Origin of the sequence: Paraburkholderia kirstenboschensis (genome assembly GCF_032806925.1) — a bacterium.
Taxonomy (GTDB): domain Bacteria; phylum Pseudomonadota; class Gammaproteobacteria; order Burkholderiales; family Burkholderiaceae; genus Paraburkholderia; species Paraburkholderia kirstenboschensis.
The window spans coordinates 3,246,697-3,262,585 of the sequence record NZ_CP136513.1 but is presented as its reverse complement, the minus strand read 5'-3'; the positions used below and the strand labels follow the sequence as shown (position 1 = coordinate 3,262,585).

Genomic DNA, 15,889 nt, shown 5'->3' with positions numbered 1-15,889 from the left:
TCTTCCTATTGTCGCAGAAGCCGGCTGGTGCCGCTTTTCATGGGCTATCCGAGCGCCGGTCGAAGGTTGACCGCGCGGGCCTGCCGTCTGGCCATGTCCGCGGCTCGCATGGAGCCGTTGCCGCATAGTCCCGCTTCCTGGCCCAGCCGCCAGAGCCAAACAACCCAACACGCGTTTCCAGGGTACCCAATGACCGATATTCTCCAACTCCCGCAAAAGCCTTGCGCACTGCGCGTCGTGCCGCAACCGTCCGACGCGAACGTTCACGGCGACGTGTTCGGCGGCTGGATCATGGCGCAAGTGGACATTGCCGGTTCGATCCCGGCGAGCCGCCGCGCGAATGGCCGGGTCGCGACCATCGCGGTCAACTCGTTCGTGTTCAAGCAGCCGGTGTTCGTCGGCGATCTGCTGAGCTTTTATGCGGACATCGTCAAGACGGGCAATACGTCGGTCACCGTTTCCGTCGAGGTCTACGCGCAACGTATGAGCCTCGCCGAAGATCTCGTGAAGGTCACCGAGGCAATCCTCACCTACGTCGCTACCGATAGCGACCGCCGTCCGCGCGCGCTGCCCGTACTTGATTGAACCCGACCGGGTTCACTGAGTCTCTGCATTCCGGCGCTGCGGACGAGCCTGCGCGCGGCGCGTGGCCGGGATCGGTTTCATGTAAGCGATTCTGACGCAAACCGTCGATTAATTTCGCTTTTTCTGCCGCACGGAGATGCTTAATCTGTTGCCCTGAAGCGCGCCACTCTGCACCGGCGGCCAGATGCACAGCCGCCGCGAGCGCCGGCGCATCGCGATAGAACTTCTAACGGGAGCAACATGAAACTGATCGGAATGCTGGACTCGCCGTACGTGCGCCGGGTGGCTATCTGCATGAAGATGCTGAAGCTGGACTTCGAACACGCGCCCATCTCCGTGTTCAGCACCTACGACCGGTTCGCGGCCATCAACCCCGTCGTGAAGGCGCCGACGCTCGTCGCCGACAGCGGCAAGACGGTGATGGACTCGACGGTGATCCTTCAATACCTCCCGTCGCTCGCCGGTCCCGGGCAGCGGCTATTTCCGTCGCATCCGGACGACTGCCTGCGCGCCGCGCGCCTCACGGGCCTCTCGCTCGCCGCGTGCGACAAGACGGTGCAGATCGTCTACGAACGCAATCTGCGGCCGGTGGACAAGCAGCATGAGCCGTGGATGGAGCGGGTGCGCAGACAGATGCTCGCCGCGTATGCCGAACTTGAACAGGAAGCCGCGGCGTCGCCGTTGCCGACCGAAGCGGAGCGCTTCGGCGCGGCGGAGGTGACGCTCGCGGTCGCATGGAACTTCACACAGACGATGCTGCCGCAGATCGTGAGCGCCAGCGCGCATCCGCATTTGCAGGCATTTTCGGCGGCAGCCGAGCAGTTGCCGGTTTTTGTGAGCACGCCGGCGGTGTGAGATCGGCGGCGCTAACGCAGGCGTCGGTGCATCACGCACGATGCATGCGGGCGTGCATCGCGGCTGCGCATCGCGACCGATTCAGCGGCAGCGAACGACCGAGCCGCCGCCGCATTCAAACCATCGCGAGTTCGCGCGCTGAGCCGCCTTGCATCAACTCGTAAATTGCATCGGTGGACAACGGCTTCGCGAAGTAGAAGCCTTGCATCTCGTCGCAAGCACGCTCCTTCAGGAAGTCGAGTTGCGCCGACGTTTCCACGCCTTCGGCTATCACCTGCAACTTCAGCGAATGGGCGAGCGCGATGATGGCCGAGGTAATGGTCTCGTCGTCGCCGGATATGCCGATGTCGGACACGAACGAGCGGTCGATCTTCAGCCGGTCCACTGGAAAACGCTTCAGGTAGCTGAGGCTCGAATAACCCGTGCCGAAGTCGTCGATGGCAAGGCCAATGCCGAGCGCGTGAAGCTCGTTGAGCATGGACACCGCTTCTTCGGCGTTGCGCATGATCGCACTTTCGGTCAATTCCAGTTCGAGGTATTGCGGCGCGAGGCCGGTTTCGTCGAGCACCTGCATGACGAGTTTCGCAATATCGCGCTGCTGGAACACGCGCGCCGACAGGTTGACCGACACACGGGCCGGCGGCAAGCCGAGGTCTTGCCAGGCTTTGTTTTGACGGCACGCCTCACGCAGCACCCACTCGGACAGCGGCCCGATCAGACCGCTTTCCTCGGCAACGGGAATGAACGACGACGGCGGCACGAGTCCCACTTCCGGATCGCGCCAACGTATCAACGCCTCGGTGCCGACAATCTGTCCGCTGTCGATATCGACCTGCGGCTGATAGTGCAGCAGGAATTCGTTGTCGCGCAGCGCGCGGCGCAAGCGCCGCTCGAGATTCAGACGCGCGCCCGCGCTCGCGTTCATCTCCGGCTGATAGAACTGGAACGTGTTGCGGCCCATGTCCTTCGCGCGATACATCGCGAGGTCGGCCTTTTTCATCAGCGTTTCTGCGTCGTCGCCGTCTTGCGGGAAAAGACTCGCGCCCATGCTGCACCCAACGTACAGCTCAGTGCCGTCGAGCCAGACCGGCTCCGAAATCGAAGCGCGCACGCGCTCCATCCACGCAATCAGCGATTGTTCGTCGACGGTGTCCGTCATCACGATCACGAACTCGTCGCCGCCGTGACGCGCGACGGTGTCGCTCGTACGAGTGCAGCGCGCGAGCCGCTCGGCCACGACGCCGAGCAGCCGGTCGCCGACGCTGTGGCCCAGGCTGTCGTTGACATTCTTGAAACCGTCGAGGTCCATGAACACCACAGCCACGCCCTTATGCTGCCGCTGCGCGACGATCAGCGCATGCTGCAGACGGTCGCGCAGCAGATTGCGGTTGGGCAGGCGCGTGAGGCTGTCGTAGTTGGCCTGATATTCGAGCTGTTCCTGATAGCGCATCAGGTCGGTGACGTCGTTGATCACGCCGATGTGATGCGTGATCACGCCTTCCGCGTTCGGCACGGGCGCAATGAACAACTGATTCCAGAACAGCGCGCCGTCCTTGCGATAGTTGCGCACCACCGCGCTTACTTCGCGATTCGCGGCGAGCGCCTTGCGGATCGACGCAACGCCTTCCTGCTCGCGATCGTCGCGTTGCAGGACGCGGCAATCGTGGCCGATCACCTCGGCGGGATCGTAGCCCGTGATGCGCATGAACGCCGGATTCACGTATTCGATCAGATTGCCCGCAGGCGACGGCGCCGTGATCAGAATCGCGTTGACGCTCGCGTCGAGCGCGCGGCTTTGCAGACGCAACGCGAGATCGGCGCGCTTGCGCTCCGTGATGTCCGTGTATGAGCCGAGCACGCCGATCACGCGGCCTTCGCCGTCGGTGAACGGCAGCTTGCTCGTTACAGTCGTGCGATGCACGCCGTCGATTACCATGTCGACCTCGAAGTTCATCTTCGGCACGCCGGTGTCGATCACTTCCTTGTCGTGCGCGTTCAGCAACTCGGCGAAGGCGCGCCACGGCATGTCTGCGTCGCTCTTGCCTACCACCTGCTCGGGATACGAGAGGCCGCCGTCACGCGCGAACGCCATGTTGCAGCCCAGGTAGCGCGACTCCAGATCCTTCCAGAAAATGCGCTGCGGAATGTTGTCGATCACCGCTTCGAGCATCTGGTTCGAACGCTGCGCCTCGGCTTCGGCATTGATCTGTTCGGTGACGTCGTCGGCGAGAACGAAAAACGCGGCGCGTCCCATGAAGTTCAGCGCGTGATAGGAGATGTCCGCGCTGATGGTCGAGCCGTCCTTGCGCCGGTGATGCCAGATGCCCGCCATCGTTCGGCCGTGCTGCACGCTGTCGGCGCGCTGCAGGTGCGACTCGAGGCGCGCGATCTCCACATTCGGCCGGATCGCGCGAATCGTCATGTCGAGAAACTCGGTCTCCGAATAGCCGTACTGCTGGATCGCCGCGGAATTGACGGCGAGAAAGCGCAGCGTCTCGCGGTCGAAGATATACATGGGCACCGGATGATCGTCGAACAGGCTGCGAAAACGCTCGTCGTTGCGGCCAAGCGCCCGCACGCTGTGCAGCTTCTTGCGCGCACTGCTTTCGCGGACGCCGAAAGTGAAGATGAGAAGCGCACTGCCCGCGACCATGGTCACGACCAACATGAACATGGTGTGCCTGGCCCGTTTCGACGAAGCCGCGAGCGACGCTTCGAACGCGCGGTTTTCGGCGTCGCGCAGCGCGGCGAGGCCCGCTTCAACACGTTGCAGCCCAAGCCCGACATGCATATACGACGACGCCGCCCACGCGCTTGACGCGGCCGGCTCGGCGGCATCGCGCACCAGCAGCGCATCGTCGATGTCGCGTTGCAGCGCGTGGCTGTCCGCGCCGACCTGCGCGAGCGTGGCGAGCATGGCCGGCTCGTCGGTAAGCTCGTCGCGCAACTGGCGCTGGAGACTGGCGAGTGTGGCGCTCATCGTCACCGCCGCGTTTCCAGGCGACGGTTCAGCGGACGCTTCGAAGCGGGCGAGCGCGGCGAGCCCGCCGTCGAGCGCTGTCTGGTAGGCGTCGAGACTCTGGCGAACATGCGTCGAATGCAGCATGCGGGCGTCGGCATCGCGCTGCCCGCCGATCTGCAAATACGCGACGAACACGTTTGCGCCGAGCGCGGCGGCTACGACCGCGATATTGATCAGCAGCCGCTTCGAGATGAAATGAGTCATGGGTTCCGAACGTCGATCGTTCTTCAGGCGGGAGCGCGAGGCCGCATCGATGCGTCCGGCCGCATCGATGCGAGCCTTTTACGCGCCAACCCATGGATAACGGCAGCGTTCGGAACAGGTTGAGGGTTGGGAGTGAAAAAATTTTCGGTGGTGGCGCTGGGTGGTGGCGTCTGGCCGGCCGCGCCTAGCCGGCCGCGCCAAATTCCTTCATCGCCGGGATGAAGTCGTGGTTGATCTCCTGCTTGCGCGAAAGCTTGGCCAGCACGTAGCGCTTGAACGGATCGAGCTCCGCCCACAGCGCGGCGCTCGGCGCCGAGAGGCCTGCCTGTTTCGCCTGACGCACGACGCTTTCGGGCACGCCGTCCGTGTTGCGCCAGGCTGGCGCCTCGTCGGGCGTGAACCACTCCGGCTCGACGTTCGCGTGAGTGCGCAGCATTTCGAACAGCGCGTGATCGAAGTTCGGCTCGATCTCCGCGTCGTCCTCGACGGGGAAACGTGCGAGCAGCTTGCGGTCTTCGAGCGGCAGCATTTGCCACTGCGCGAGCGAAATGCGCAGGCCGAAACGATCGAGATTGAAGCGAACCGACATCGGGATGTAGGTGAAATTCTCCGACGACTCCACCTCGAAGTTGAACAGCAGCGGTGCCTCGTTGAGTCCCATGACAGTGTTCCTCATTGTTGACGGGCAACGCACAAGCCCGGCTTGAGGTATTTTAGAACCTTATTCGCACACCGGCGGCGCAGTCCGGTACGGTGCGCGCAGCATAAATGGAGTGAATCAGCTTGAACGAACTGGAAACAGCAGGCCAGCCGGGCGCGGTGGAGCGTCAGGTGCATCGCCATCGCGGTGCGGCGGTCGAAACGGTCACCGACCACGTCGGTCAGGAGTGGCCGGTCGCGCTCGTCTTCAACGGTATCTCGCATGCGGTGATGATGTGCACGCCGCGCGACCTCGAAGCCTTCGCGGTGGGCTTCGCGATTTCGGAAGGGATCGTCGGGCGCGGCAGCGACATTCAGGACATCGAGGTCGAATTACATGACGACGGCGACTTGCCGCACGCCGAAGTGCAATTGCAGGTCGTGCAGCAGGCGTTCGTCGCGCTTAAGGAAAAGCGCCGTGCGCTGGCCGGCCGCACCGGCTGCGGCGTGTGCGGCATCGAAAGCATCGACTTACTCGATCTGAAACCGGAACGCGTGCCCGACACCGGCTTTCTGCAGCGGCTCGCACCGGACGCGATTGCGCGCGCCGCTCGCGAATTGCCGCAGCATCAGGCGCTCACCCGCCTCACGGGCGGTTTGCACGCCGCCGCCTGGTGCGACGCGGCGGGCGCGATACGCTATGCGTTCGAAGACGTCGGCCGCCACAATGCGCTCGACAAACTGATCGGCCAACTCGTGCTCGATCGCGTGGATACCAAAGAGGGCTTCGTGTTCCTGTCGAGCCGCGCGAGTTACGAGCTCGTGCGCAAAGCCGCGCGCGTCGACGTGCCGATGGTCGCGACGATCTCGGCGCCCTCGTCGCTTGCGATTGCGATTGCCCGCAAGGCAGGCGTGCGGCTGGTCAGCTTCTGCCGCGAAACCAGCTACGTCGATTACGACACGGCGCAGCCGGCACAAAGCTGAGCAGCCTCCAGTCCGCAACCGCTGCGGCGCCGCTCAGTCGAATTGCCGGAAGTCCGGCTTGCGCTTTTCGAAGAATGCCTTGAACGCCTCGCGCGCTTCGGGCGCGATCAGCATTTTGCCGAAGTGCACGGCTTCTTCCGACATCTGCGTTTGCAGTTCCTGGTGGCTCGCGCGCTTCATCAGGCTCTTCGTCACCCGCAATGACGACGCCGGCAGCGCGGCCAGCTTCGCGGCTTGTGACGCCGCGAACGCATCGACTTCCGCCGCCGGCAGTACGCGGTTCACGAAGCCCATGCGCTGTGCCTCGGCGACGTCGAACGCCTCGCCGAGCAGCAGTTTTTCCGCTGCCGCCTGGTAGCCGGCGACGCGCGCCAGCAGCAGGCTCGACGCCGCTTCCGGGCACAACCCGAGTTGCGCGAACGGCAGCGAGAAGCTCGCGGAGTCGGCGGCATAGACGAGATCGCAATGCAGCAGCAGCGTGGTGCCGATGCCCACCGCCGGCCCCGCCACCGACGCGACCACCGGCTTCTCGGCGGAACTGATTGCACGCAGGAACTGGAACACCGGCGCGTTTTCGCCCATCGGCGGCGACTTCATGAAGTCTTCGAGGTCGTTGCCGGCGCTGAATATGTTTGCGCTGCCGCGAATCAGGATCGCGCGCACCGACGCGTCGCCTTGCGCCTGCACCAGCGTGTCGGCCATCGTTTGGTACATCGCGGCCGAGATCGCGTTCTTCTTGTCCGGCCGGTTGAAGGCAATTGTCAGCACGCCGTTTGCGCGCTCGACCAGAATATCCGTCGTCATTTCGTCTCCTCGACTGCTGCGGAAACTGCTGGAAAACTGCTGCTTGGAATGCGAAAACGGTTCGCAAGCGGCAAGCCTGCGAACCGTTCTGCGCGCCTTAACGGCTTGCCGCGAACACCGGCGCGGACTGTGTCACAGCCGCTCGATAATGCCGGCTGCGCCCATGCCCGTGCCCACGCACATCGTCACCATGCCGTACTTGTAGTTGCGGCGGCGCAGGCCGTGCACGACCGTGGACGCACGAATCGCGCCCGTCGCACCGAGCGGATGACCCAGCGCGATCGCGCCGCCGAGCGGGTTGATCTTCGACGGATCGAGACCGAGGTCCTGGATCACCGCGAGCGATTGCGCGGCGAACGCTTCGTTCAACTCGATCCAGTCGATGTCGTCCTGCTTGAGACCCGCAGCCTTCAGCGCGGCCGGAATCGCTTCCTTCGGCCCAATGCCCATGATTTCCGGCGGCACGCCGCGCACCGCAAAGCTCACGAAACGCGCGAGCGGTGTCAGGTTGAATTGCTTCAGGATCTTTTCAGACACGACAATCAACGCGCCCGCGCCGTCCGACGTCTGCGAGCTGTTGCCCGCCGTCACTGAGCCCTTGTTCGCGAACACGGTGCGCAGCTTCGCGAGACCTTCGAGCGAGGTGTCCGCGCGCGGGCCCTCGTCGAGCGAGACTTCACGCGTTTTGACGCGCACTTCGCCGGTGGCCAGATCGGGGAAGCGCTCGGTGATCGTGTAAGCGGCGATCTCGTCGTTGAACTCGCCGGTTTGCTGCGCGGCGATGGCGCGGCGATGCGATTCGACGGAGAACGCATCTTGCGCTTCGCGGCTGATCTTCCAGCGCTCGGCGACTTTCTCCGCGGTCAGGCCCATGCCGTACGCGATGCCGACGTCTTCGTTGCGATCGAAGATATGCGGCGATAGCGACGGCTTGTTGCCCATCATCGGCACCATGCTCATGGATTCACAGCCGCCCGCGATCATCGCGTCCGATTCGCCCACGCGAATGCGGTCCGCGGCCATAGCCAGCGCGGTCAGGCCCGACGCGCAGAAGCGGTTGACCGTGACGCCGCCGACCGAATTGGGCAAACCGGCCAGCAACGCGCCCATCCGCGCGACGTTCAGCCCCTGTTCCGCTTCGGAAATCGCGCAGCCTACGATGGCGTCTTCGATCACCTTGGTGTCGAGCCCAGGCACCTGCGCGACGGCTGATCTGATCGCGTGAACCAGCAGTTCGTCGGGGCGCGTGTTCCTGAACATGCCGCGCGGCGCCTTGCCGATCGGCGTACGGCTCGCGGCGACGATGTATGCGTCTTGCAATTGCTTTGTCATTTGAAGCTCCGATGTAGGCGGCGGTGACGCTTTCGCGCTTACTCCCGCCCCATGCAAATGTATTTGCGCTAGTCGCTCAATTCCGCACCGGCTTGCCGGTCTGCAGCATGCCCATGATCCGTTCCTGCGTCTTCTGCGTGCCGAGCAGATCCACGAACGCGCGACGCTCCAGCTGCAGCAGCCATTCTTCGTCGACGAGACTGCCTGCTTCCACGTCGCCGCCGCACACGGCTTCCGCGATACGGCTTGCGATCAGGAAATCGTGCTCGCTGATGAACCGCCCGTCGCGCATATTGACGAGCGAAGCCTTGATCGTCGAGATCGCCGAACGTCCGGCGACAGGCACCTGCGTGACGCGCAGCGGCGGACGGTAACCCGCGCCGGCCAGCGCGCGCGCTTCTTTCTTCGCGACGTCGAGCAACTCGAACACGTTGAAGACGATCGTGTCGGACGGCTTCAGATAACCCATCGCGCGAGCATCGAGCGCGGAGGCGGAGACCTTCGCCATCGCCGCGTTTTCGAACGACTTCTGCAGGAACTTCAACAGGTCGTTGGTCGCGCCGACTTGCGTCGCGGCTTCCGCCGCGCGCAGCGCCGCTTCCTTCAAGCCGCCGCCCGCTGGCACCAGACCCACGCCGACTTCCACCAGACCGATATAGCTTTCGATGTGCGCCACCCGCTTCGCGCTATGCAGCAGCAGCTCGCAGCCGCCGCCAAGCGCAATGCCCGATACCGCGGAAACGACCGGCACGCTCGCATACTTCACGCGCAGCATGCCTTGCTGGAATTTCTTCACGAACGGCTCGATGCCCTTCGCGCCGCCCATCATGAACGCGGGCATCGCCTCTTCGAGGTTGGCGCCCGCGGAGAACGGGCCGCCCGGCGTGCCGAGCTTCAGCGATGTCGGCTGCCATACGACGAGACCTTTGTACTCTTTCTCAGCGAGTTCGATTGCCTGCGTGAGACCGTCGATCACCGACGGTCCGATCGTGTTCATCTTGCTCTTGAACGACACGATCAGCACGTCGCTTTCGTCCGAACCCCGGCCGGCGCGGTCGTCGACCCATGCGCGAACGGCGTCGGTTTCGAACAGCGTCTTGCCGTAGGTCTTGGGGTCCGCAGCCGTTTCGCCGACGAGCGGCGCGCGGAACACCTGCCGGTCATACACACCGAGCGATGAGCGCGGCACGAAAGTCTTCGAAGCGGGCGACCACGACCCTTCGTTCGTATGTACGCCGCCCTTCTCGGCGACCGGGCCGTCGAGCACCCACGACGGCAGCGGCACGTTCGAAAGCGCCTTGCCCGCCGCGATATCTTCCTGCACCCATTCGGCGACCTGCTTCCAGCCCGCCGTCTGCCAGCCTTCGAACGGTCCTTCGTTCCAGCCAAAGCCCCAGCGGATTGCCAGATCGACGTCGCGCGCGTTATCGGCGATCGATTCCAGATGCACGCCGATGTAGTGGAACACGTCGCGGAAAATCGACCACAGGAACTGAGCCTGCGGATGCTGCGATTCGCGCAGCAGTTTGAGGCGCTCGGCCGGCGGGCGCTTCAGGATGCGGCCGACCAGCTCGTCCGCCTTCGCGCCGCCCTCCACGTACTCGCCCGTTTTCGGGTCCAGCACCTTGATCGCCTTGCCTTCCTTCCTGTAGAAGCCGCCGCCGGTCTTCTGACCGAGTGCGCCCTTCTTCACGAGTTCGGCGAGCACGGCCGGCGTTTCGTAGACGGGAAAGAACGGATCGTCCTTCAGGTTGTCCTGCATTGTCTTGATGACGTGCGCCATCGTGTCGAGACCGACGACATCGGCGGTACGGAACGTGGCCGACTTCGCACGGCCGAGACGCGAGCCGGTCAGATCGTCGACTTCGTCGAAACGCAGGCCGAATTTCGCAGCTTCGGCAATGACCGCGAGAATCGAGAAAATGCCGACGCGATTCGCGATGAAGTTCGGCGTGTCTTTCGCGCGCACGACGCCCTTGCCGACCACGCTCGTCAGGAACGTTTCCAGTTGATCGAGAATTTCCGGCCGCGTCGTCGCGGTCGGAATCAGTTCGACTAGATGCATGTAGCGCGGCGGATTGAAAAAGTGCACACCGCAAAAGCGCGCCTTCAACTCGTCCGCGAAACCTTGCGAGAGTTCAGTGATCGACAGACCCGACGTGTTGGTCGCGAAAATCGCGTTCGGCGCGATATGCGGCGACACCTTCTTGTACAGGTCGTGCTTCCAGTCCATGCGCTCGGCGATTGCTTCGATTACGAGGTCGCATTCGGCGAGCTTCTCGATGTCGTCGTCGTAATTCGCGGGCTGGATGTATTGCGCGTCGTCTTTCACGCCGAACGGCGCCGGCGACAGCTTCTTCAGATTCTCGATCGCCTTCAGCGCGATTGCGTTCTTCGGGCCTTCCTTGGCGGGCAGGTCGAACAGCAGCACGGGCACCTTGGCGTTGATCAGGTGCGCGGCGATCTGCGCGCCCATCACGCCGGCGCCGAGCACGGCTACCTTGCGAATGATCAGATTGCTCACGTCGTTTCTCCGGGGAGTTGTGCGGTGTCGCGAATGTGTCGGCTGGTTCGCGACATGTGTGGCTGGCGAAAGCGCCGCGCGGTTCGAATGAGCGCGGCGCGTTCCGTGAGATGGCTTAGAACAGCGCTTCTTCGACTTCCATCAGCGGCTTTGAACCGGCGCGCGCCTGACGGATCGTCATGGCCGTTTCAGGCAGCAGCTTTGCGAAGTAGAAGCGCGCGGTGGCGAGCTTCGCCTTGTAGAACGGATCGCCCGACGCTTCCTTGTCCAGCGCGATGCGCGCCATGCGCGCCCAGAAGTACGAGAACACGAGATGTCCGACGGTGCGCAAATACGGCACGGCAGCGGCGCCGACTTCGTCCGGGTTCTGCATGGCCTTCATGCCGATTTCCATGGTCAGCTTCTGCACCTTTTCGCCGATGTCGGCGAGCGGGTTGATGAATTCCTGCATCTCCGGTTTGATGCCTTCGGCTTCGACGAACTCCGTGACGAGCTTGCCGAACTTCTTCATCTTCGCGCCCATGTCGCCGAGAATCTTGCGGCCCAGCAGGTCGAGCGCCTGAATCGCGTTGGTGCCTTCGTAGATCATGTTGATACGCGCGTCGCGCACGTACTGCTCCATGCCCCACTCGGCGATGAAGCCGTGGCCGCCGTAAATCTGCATGGCGTGATTCGTGCCTTCGAACGCGTTGTCCGACAGGAACGCTTTCAGGATCGGCGTGAGCAGCGCGACGAGATCGGCGGCTTCCTTGCGCACTGCTTCGTCGGCGTGCGACAGTTCCTTGTCGATGTGCAGCGCGGACCAGTACGAAAACGCGCGCGCGCCTTCCGCATAGGCCTTCTGCGTGAGCAGCATGCGGCGCACGTCGGGGTGCACGATGATCGGATCAGCGGCTTTCTCAGGCGCCTTCGGGCCGGTCAGCGAACGCATCTGCAGACGTTCTTTCGCGTAGGTGAGCGAGTTCTGATACGCAACTTCGGTAAGGCCGAGACTTTGCATGCCGACGCCAAGACGCGCGGCGTTCATCATCACGAACATCGCGTTCAAACCTTTGTTCGGCTCACCGACGAGCCAGCCCTTCGCGTTGTCGAGATTGATCACGCAGGTCGCATTGCCGTGAATGCCCATCTTGTGTTCGATGGAGCCGCACTTCACGCCATTACGTTCGCCGGGCTCGCCGGCTTCGTTCGGAACGAACTTCGGCACGATGAAAAGCGAAATGCCCTTGGTGCCCTTGGGCGCATCCGGCAAACGCGCGAGCACGAGGTGAACGATGTTCTCCGCAAGATCGTGCTCACCGCTAGAGATGAAAATCTTCGTGCCGCTGATCGAGTACGAACCGTCGCTGTTCGGCTCGGCCTTGGTGCGCAGAATGCCGAGGTCGGTGCCGCAATGCGGTTCGGTCAGACACATGGTGCCGGTCCACACGCCCGAGACGAGCTTTGGCAGATAGCGCTGCTGCAACTCGGGCGTGCCGTGTGCGTGCAGACATTCGTAGGCGCCGTGCGACAGGCCGGGGTACATTGTCCACGCCTGATTCGCCGAGTTCAGCATTTCGTACAACGCGTTGTTGACGAACGCGGGCAGCCCCTGGCCGCCGTATTCCGGATCGCAGCCAAGTGCCGGCCAGCCTGCCTCCACATACTGCCGATAGGCTTCCTTGAAGCCTTTCGGCGTGGTGACGACGCCGTCGCCGACGTATGTGCAGCCTTCCTGGTCGCCGCTGTGATTGAGCGGGAACAACACTTCGGAGCAGAACCTGCCGGCCTCTTCGAGCACGGCGTTGATCGTCTCCGCATCGAGATCCGCGTGCTTCGGCATCTGCTTGATCTCGGCTTCGACGTTAAGCAGTTCGTGCAACACGAATTGCATGTCGCGCAGCGGCGCGGCGTACTGTCCCATGACTCTCTCCAAAGTTTGACAAGAAGCCAGGCCGTTAGCGCGAGTGCGTGGCGCGGATGTTCCTCCCGCTTTTTCTCTCGCTGGTTCGCTTTCTCGCCGCTGAACCTTGTTCAGGTTCCGCGGTTGCACTAACGGCTTTCGCTCTGATACGAAACAATCAATTTTTCCAGCGCGGCCCACGTGAGACGCACCGCGTCCGGCAGATGCAGGAACCGCGCGTCGTGATGCAGGCCGAGCGTGAAGCTGTACAGTTCGAAGAGCATCAACTGCGGTTCCGTGTCGGCACGCAGATGGCCTTCGTCCACCGCCTGCGAAATCGCGCGAGTCAGCGCCGCGCGCCAGATCGTCACGCTCGACACAAGTTGCTCGCGCACCTGGCTATCCGCGCGGTCGTCGTACTCGACGGCGCCGCTGATGTAGATGCACCCGGTCGTGACTTCCTGAATGCGCTTCTCGATCCAGCGCGAAATCATCGCTCGCAAGCGCGGCAATCCGCGAGGCTCGCGCAGGCTCGGGAAGAACACCTCGTCTTCGAAACGACGGTGGTATTCGCGCACCACTTCAACCTGCAAGTCTTCGCGCGACCCGAAATGCGCAAACACACCGCTTTTGCTCATCTGCATGCGCTCGGCCAGCAGGCCAATCGTCAGACCTTCAAGTCCGTCGCGGCTTGCGAGATCAAGTGCTGCGTCGAGAATTGCGGCGCGCGTCTGTTCGCCTTTTCGCATAGCTTTTACCGTTCTAATGTGACCGAAATGAAAATCGAACGGCCGTACTATTATTGAGTGGCGCCGTCCGCGAAACAAGGACTTTATTAGAAACCGGTTTCTAACCCGGTTTCAATTCTGCGGCATCTGGCAATCGGAGGAAGCTGATTTTTTAGAGGGGTTCGCCTTGAGGCAATTGTTGCTCAAGAGGGACGTCCGTTTCGATGCTGCTTCCGTTGCCGTTTTCGCCGTCAGGCCGGCATGATGCCGTAGAAAGGCCGCCATCAGGAAGGGCCGGACGCGATGTGGGCGTTGTGTCGGCGCTGCGTCGGCGATGAGCGCGTGCGCCAGGATCGGTCGGCCATCGACTCTGCCCTTCAATCGTAGCCGCCCACCGTCAGCAGCTTCATCACGACCCGGTAGGTCGTGTAGGCGAGCCAGTTGAGCAGGCGCTCGCCGGCCGGGCGAGCGTCGTAGTGCGCTTCGTCGATGCGCCGTGCGTCCTTGAAGGCGACGAGAATCGCTTCGCGAAGCGCGTCGATCGACGGATCGTTCACCAGCACGACGTTGGCTTCGTTATTGAGCATCAGGCTCAGCGCGTCGAGATTCGACGAACCCACGGTCGCCCAGTTCGAGTCGACCACCGCGACCTTGCCGTGCAGCAGGGTTTTCTCGTACTCGGCGATCTGCACCCCCGCTCTGAGCAACGCGCGATAGAGAAACGGCACGGCGTAATCGAGCGCCTTGAACTCCTTGCGCCCGACGATCAGCTTCACCACCACGCCGCGCCGCGCCGCGTACACCAACGCGCGCCGGAGCTTGCGGCCCGGCATGAAGTAAGGGTTCGCCAGCAGCACCTCGTGGCGAGCCTGCCCGATCGCCGTCAGATACGCCTTTTCGATCGCCCGGCGATTGATCAGGTTGTCGCGCGCGACGAACGCCACGCACGGTTCGCCGCCCGCCCACAACTCCTCGTTGCGGCGCCGGCGGCGACGTCGGAGGCTGCCGAGCGACGCTGCCGTCTTCGGAGCGAGATCCGGCTCCAATGATTCCAGCGATCGATGCCCGACGCGTATCCGGCGCCACTGCACTTCGAAAGCCTCGCGGATGTCGTTGACCACCGGCCCGTGCAATTCGACCGCGAAATCCCACCGCCGATAGGGCAGCTTTTCGCCGTCGTTGTCGTAATCGTCGACGATGTTGATGCCGCCGCAGTACCCGAATTGATCGTCGATCACGGCAAGCTTGCGATGCGTGCGCGAAAAGCCGAAGCGCCCGAAGATGTGCGGGTTGTAGATCCGATGCTCGATGCCCGCGCTGACCCACTCGTCGAACATCGGCAGGCGCGCAGTGCCGATGCCGTCGGTAATCACTCGCACGCGCACGCCGCGCGCCGCCGCTCGCAGCAACGCGGCGCCGACCGCCTGGCCGGCCTCGTCGTAGCAAAAGATGTAGGTTTCGAGAACGACGTCGTGCTCGGCGGCATCGACGCGATCAATGAGCGCGCTAAAGAACTCGCCGCCCGAGCGCAGCAGCTTGACGTCGTTGCCGCTCGTGAAGCGGTAGCGCTGCCAATAGCGGCGGCCGAGCAGCGATTGCCGCAGACGGGCGAAACGGCGTGCGCCGCCGACGCTCATCCGTGAGACTCCGAACGCTCGCGCAGCCTCTCGGGCAATTGCAGAATCGCATCCGCATTCGACGAAGAGAAGCAGCGCGACGCCGCCTCTTCATACGGCAGCCAGAGAAACGCGGTGTGTTCGCGCGGCGCTAATGTCACTTCGAGTTGCTCGGGCACTTGTACGCTGAACCAATGCTCGGTGTTGTGGATCACGCCTTCGCCGTAACGATGCAGGAACTGCGGATAGATCTCGTACTCGATCGAGTATTGCCAATCGAACAAGGCGCTCTCGGGCACCAGTGCGCTGCCGATCATGATGCCCGTCTCTTCGGCCACTTCACGGATCGCCGTTTCCGCGAGCGGCTCATCGAGCCGGTCCTTGGAACCCGTCACCGATTGCCAGAAACCAGGAATATCGGCGCGTTCGATCAACAGCACGTCGAGCGAGGGCGTATGAATGACGACGAGTACGGACTGCGGGATCTTCGGCGGTTTCGGCATGGCGTGAAAACTGGGCGCAACGCTTGCGCGGTACATGTCGGCGAGTGGTCCAATGAGCGAGCGGAAGCTGTTGCATGGACTGTAACGCAAAAAGCAAAAAAGGCGCGTAATGCGCCTTTCTCGTTTTGCTTTTTCATCAAGCGGATTGTGCTCGACGTTAGCCCTATGCTAGCCCGCGTTGCCGTTCACAAGCAGCCGCAGGTTGCCTGGA

The 15,889-nt window shown here is 63.1% G+C and carries 12 protein-coding genes; 3 read left to right on the top strand and 9 right to left on the bottom strand.

Annotation, left to right across the window (positions count from 1 at the left end):
- The first annotated feature begins 189 nt into the window (after positions 1–189).
- The gene (locus RW095_RS37285; RefSeq protein WP_317020699.1) at positions 190–585 is read left to right on the top strand and encodes an acyl-CoA thioesterase; all 396 of its coding nucleotides are present in this window, start codon (positions 190–192) and stop codon (positions 583–585) included.
- Between the two features lie 240 nt (positions 586–825).
- Positions 826–1,440 (top strand): glutathione S-transferase, encoded by a 615-nt coding sequence (locus RW095_RS37280; RefSeq protein ID WP_317020698.1) that lies wholly within the window; start codon positions 826–828, stop codon positions 1,438–1,440.
- Positions 1,441–1,555: 115 nt separating this feature from the next.
- Here the strand turns inward: RW095_RS37280 and RW095_RS37275 are convergent, their stop codons facing one another.
- Both RW095_RS37275 and RW095_RS37270 read right to left on the bottom strand, forming a co-directional pair.
- Complete coding sequence (locus tag RW095_RS37275) at positions 1,556–4,666, bottom strand: sensor domain-containing protein (RefSeq protein ID WP_317020697.1); 3,111 nt, start codon at positions 4,664–4,666, stop codon at positions 1,556–1,558.
- A 184-nt stretch (positions 4,667–4,850) separates the two neighbouring features.
- Entirely contained in the window at positions 4,851–5,327 is a 477-nt protein-coding gene (locus RW095_RS37270; RefSeq protein WP_317020696.1) for a nitrate reductase associated protein, read from the bottom strand.
- A gap of 122 nt (positions 5,328–5,449) precedes the next feature.
- On the opposite strand from RW095_RS37270, the gene fdhD reads away from it, so the two are divergent.
- Positions 5,450–6,289: a formate dehydrogenase accessory sulfurtransferase FdhD gene (fdhD, locus tag RW095_RS37265; RefSeq protein WP_317020695.1), complete on the top strand. Its 840-nt coding sequence runs from the start codon at positions 5,450–5,452 to the stop codon at positions 6,287–6,289.
- A gap of 33 nt (positions 6,290–6,322) precedes the next feature.
- On the opposite strand, the gene RW095_RS37260 is transcribed toward fdhD, so the two are convergent.
- The 7 genes from RW095_RS37260 to nudB form a co-directional block, all read right to left on the bottom strand.
- On the bottom strand, positions 6,323–7,093 hold the full coding sequence (locus RW095_RS37260; RefSeq protein WP_317020694.1) for an enoyl-CoA hydratase: 771 nt from the start codon (positions 7,091–7,093) through the stop codon (positions 6,323–6,325).
- 132 nt (positions 7,094–7,225) lie between these two features.
- Positions 7,226–8,425, bottom strand: coding sequence for an acetyl-CoA C-acyltransferase (locus RW095_RS37255; protein WP_317020693.1), 1,200 nt, complete (start codon positions 8,423–8,425; stop codon positions 7,226–7,228).
- 76 nt (positions 8,426–8,501) lie between these two features.
- Positions 8,502–10,949: a 3-hydroxyacyl-CoA dehydrogenase/enoyl-CoA hydratase family protein gene (locus RW095_RS37250; protein ID WP_317020692.1), complete on the bottom strand. Its 2,448-nt coding sequence runs from the start codon at positions 10,947–10,949 to the stop codon at positions 8,502–8,504.
- A gap of 115 nt (positions 10,950–11,064) precedes the next feature.
- On the bottom strand, positions 11,065–12,852 hold the full coding sequence (locus RW095_RS37245) for an acyl-CoA dehydrogenase C-terminal domain-containing protein (protein ID WP_317020691.1): 1,788 nt from the start codon (positions 12,850–12,852) through the stop codon (positions 11,065–11,067).
- A gap of 128 nt (positions 12,853–12,980) precedes the next feature.
- Positions 12,981–13,580 carry a TetR/AcrR family transcriptional regulator gene (locus tag RW095_RS37240; RefSeq protein WP_317020690.1) on the bottom strand — a complete coding sequence of 200 codons (600 nt, stop codon included), beginning with the start codon at positions 13,578–13,580 and terminating at the stop codon, positions 12,981–12,983.
- A gap of 356 nt (positions 13,581–13,936) precedes the next feature.
- Positions 13,937–15,196, bottom strand: a complete 1,260-nt coding sequence (gene clsB, locus RW095_RS37235) for a cardiolipin synthase ClsB (protein WP_317020689.1) — start codon at positions 15,194–15,196, stop codon at positions 13,937–13,939.
- On the bottom strand, positions 15,193–15,678 hold the full coding sequence (gene nudB, locus RW095_RS37230; protein ID WP_317020688.1) for a dihydroneopterin triphosphate diphosphatase: 486 nt from the start codon (positions 15,676–15,678) through the stop codon (positions 15,193–15,195). The genes clsB and nudB overlap by 4 nt, the downstream gene beginning before the upstream one ends.
- Between the last annotated feature and the right edge of the window lie 211 nt (positions 15,679–15,889).

Coding starts and splice junctions, on each gene's coding strand:
- RW095_RS37240 (WP_317020690.1), bottom strand. CDS start 13,580: ATGCGAAAAGGCGAACAGACGCGCGCCGCAATTCTCGACGCAGCACTT.
- RW095_RS37245 (WP_317020691.1), bottom strand. CDS start 12,852: ATGGGACAGTACGCCGCGCCGCTGCGCGACATGCAATTCGTGTTGCAC.
- RW095_RS37285 (WP_317020699.1), top strand. CDS start 190: ATGACCGATATTCTCCAACTCCCGCAAAAGCCTTGCGCACTGCGCGTC.
- nudB (WP_317020688.1), bottom strand. CDS start 15,678: ATGCCGAAACCGCCGAAGATCCCGCAGTCCGTACTCGTCGTCATTCAT.
- RW095_RS37270 (WP_317020696.1), bottom strand. CDS start 5,327: ATGGGACTCAACGAGGCACCGCTGCTGTTCAACTTCGAGGTGGAGTCG.
- RW095_RS37275 (WP_317020697.1), bottom strand. CDS start 4,666: ATGACTCATTTCATCTCGAAGCGGCTGCTGATCAATATCGCGGTCGTA.
- RW095_RS37255 (WP_317020693.1), bottom strand. CDS start 8,425: ATGACAAAGCAATTGCAAGACGCATACATCGTCGCCGCGAGCCGTACG.
- RW095_RS37260 (WP_317020694.1), bottom strand. CDS start 7,093: ATGACGACGGATATTCTGGTCGAGCGCGCAAACGGCGTGCTGACAATT.
- RW095_RS37280 (WP_317020698.1), top strand. CDS start 826: ATGAAACTGATCGGAATGCTGGACTCGCCGTACGTGCGCCGGGTGGCT.
- clsB (WP_317020689.1), bottom strand. CDS start 15,196: ATGAGCGTCGGCGGCGCACGCCGTTTCGCCCGTCTGCGGCAATCGCTG.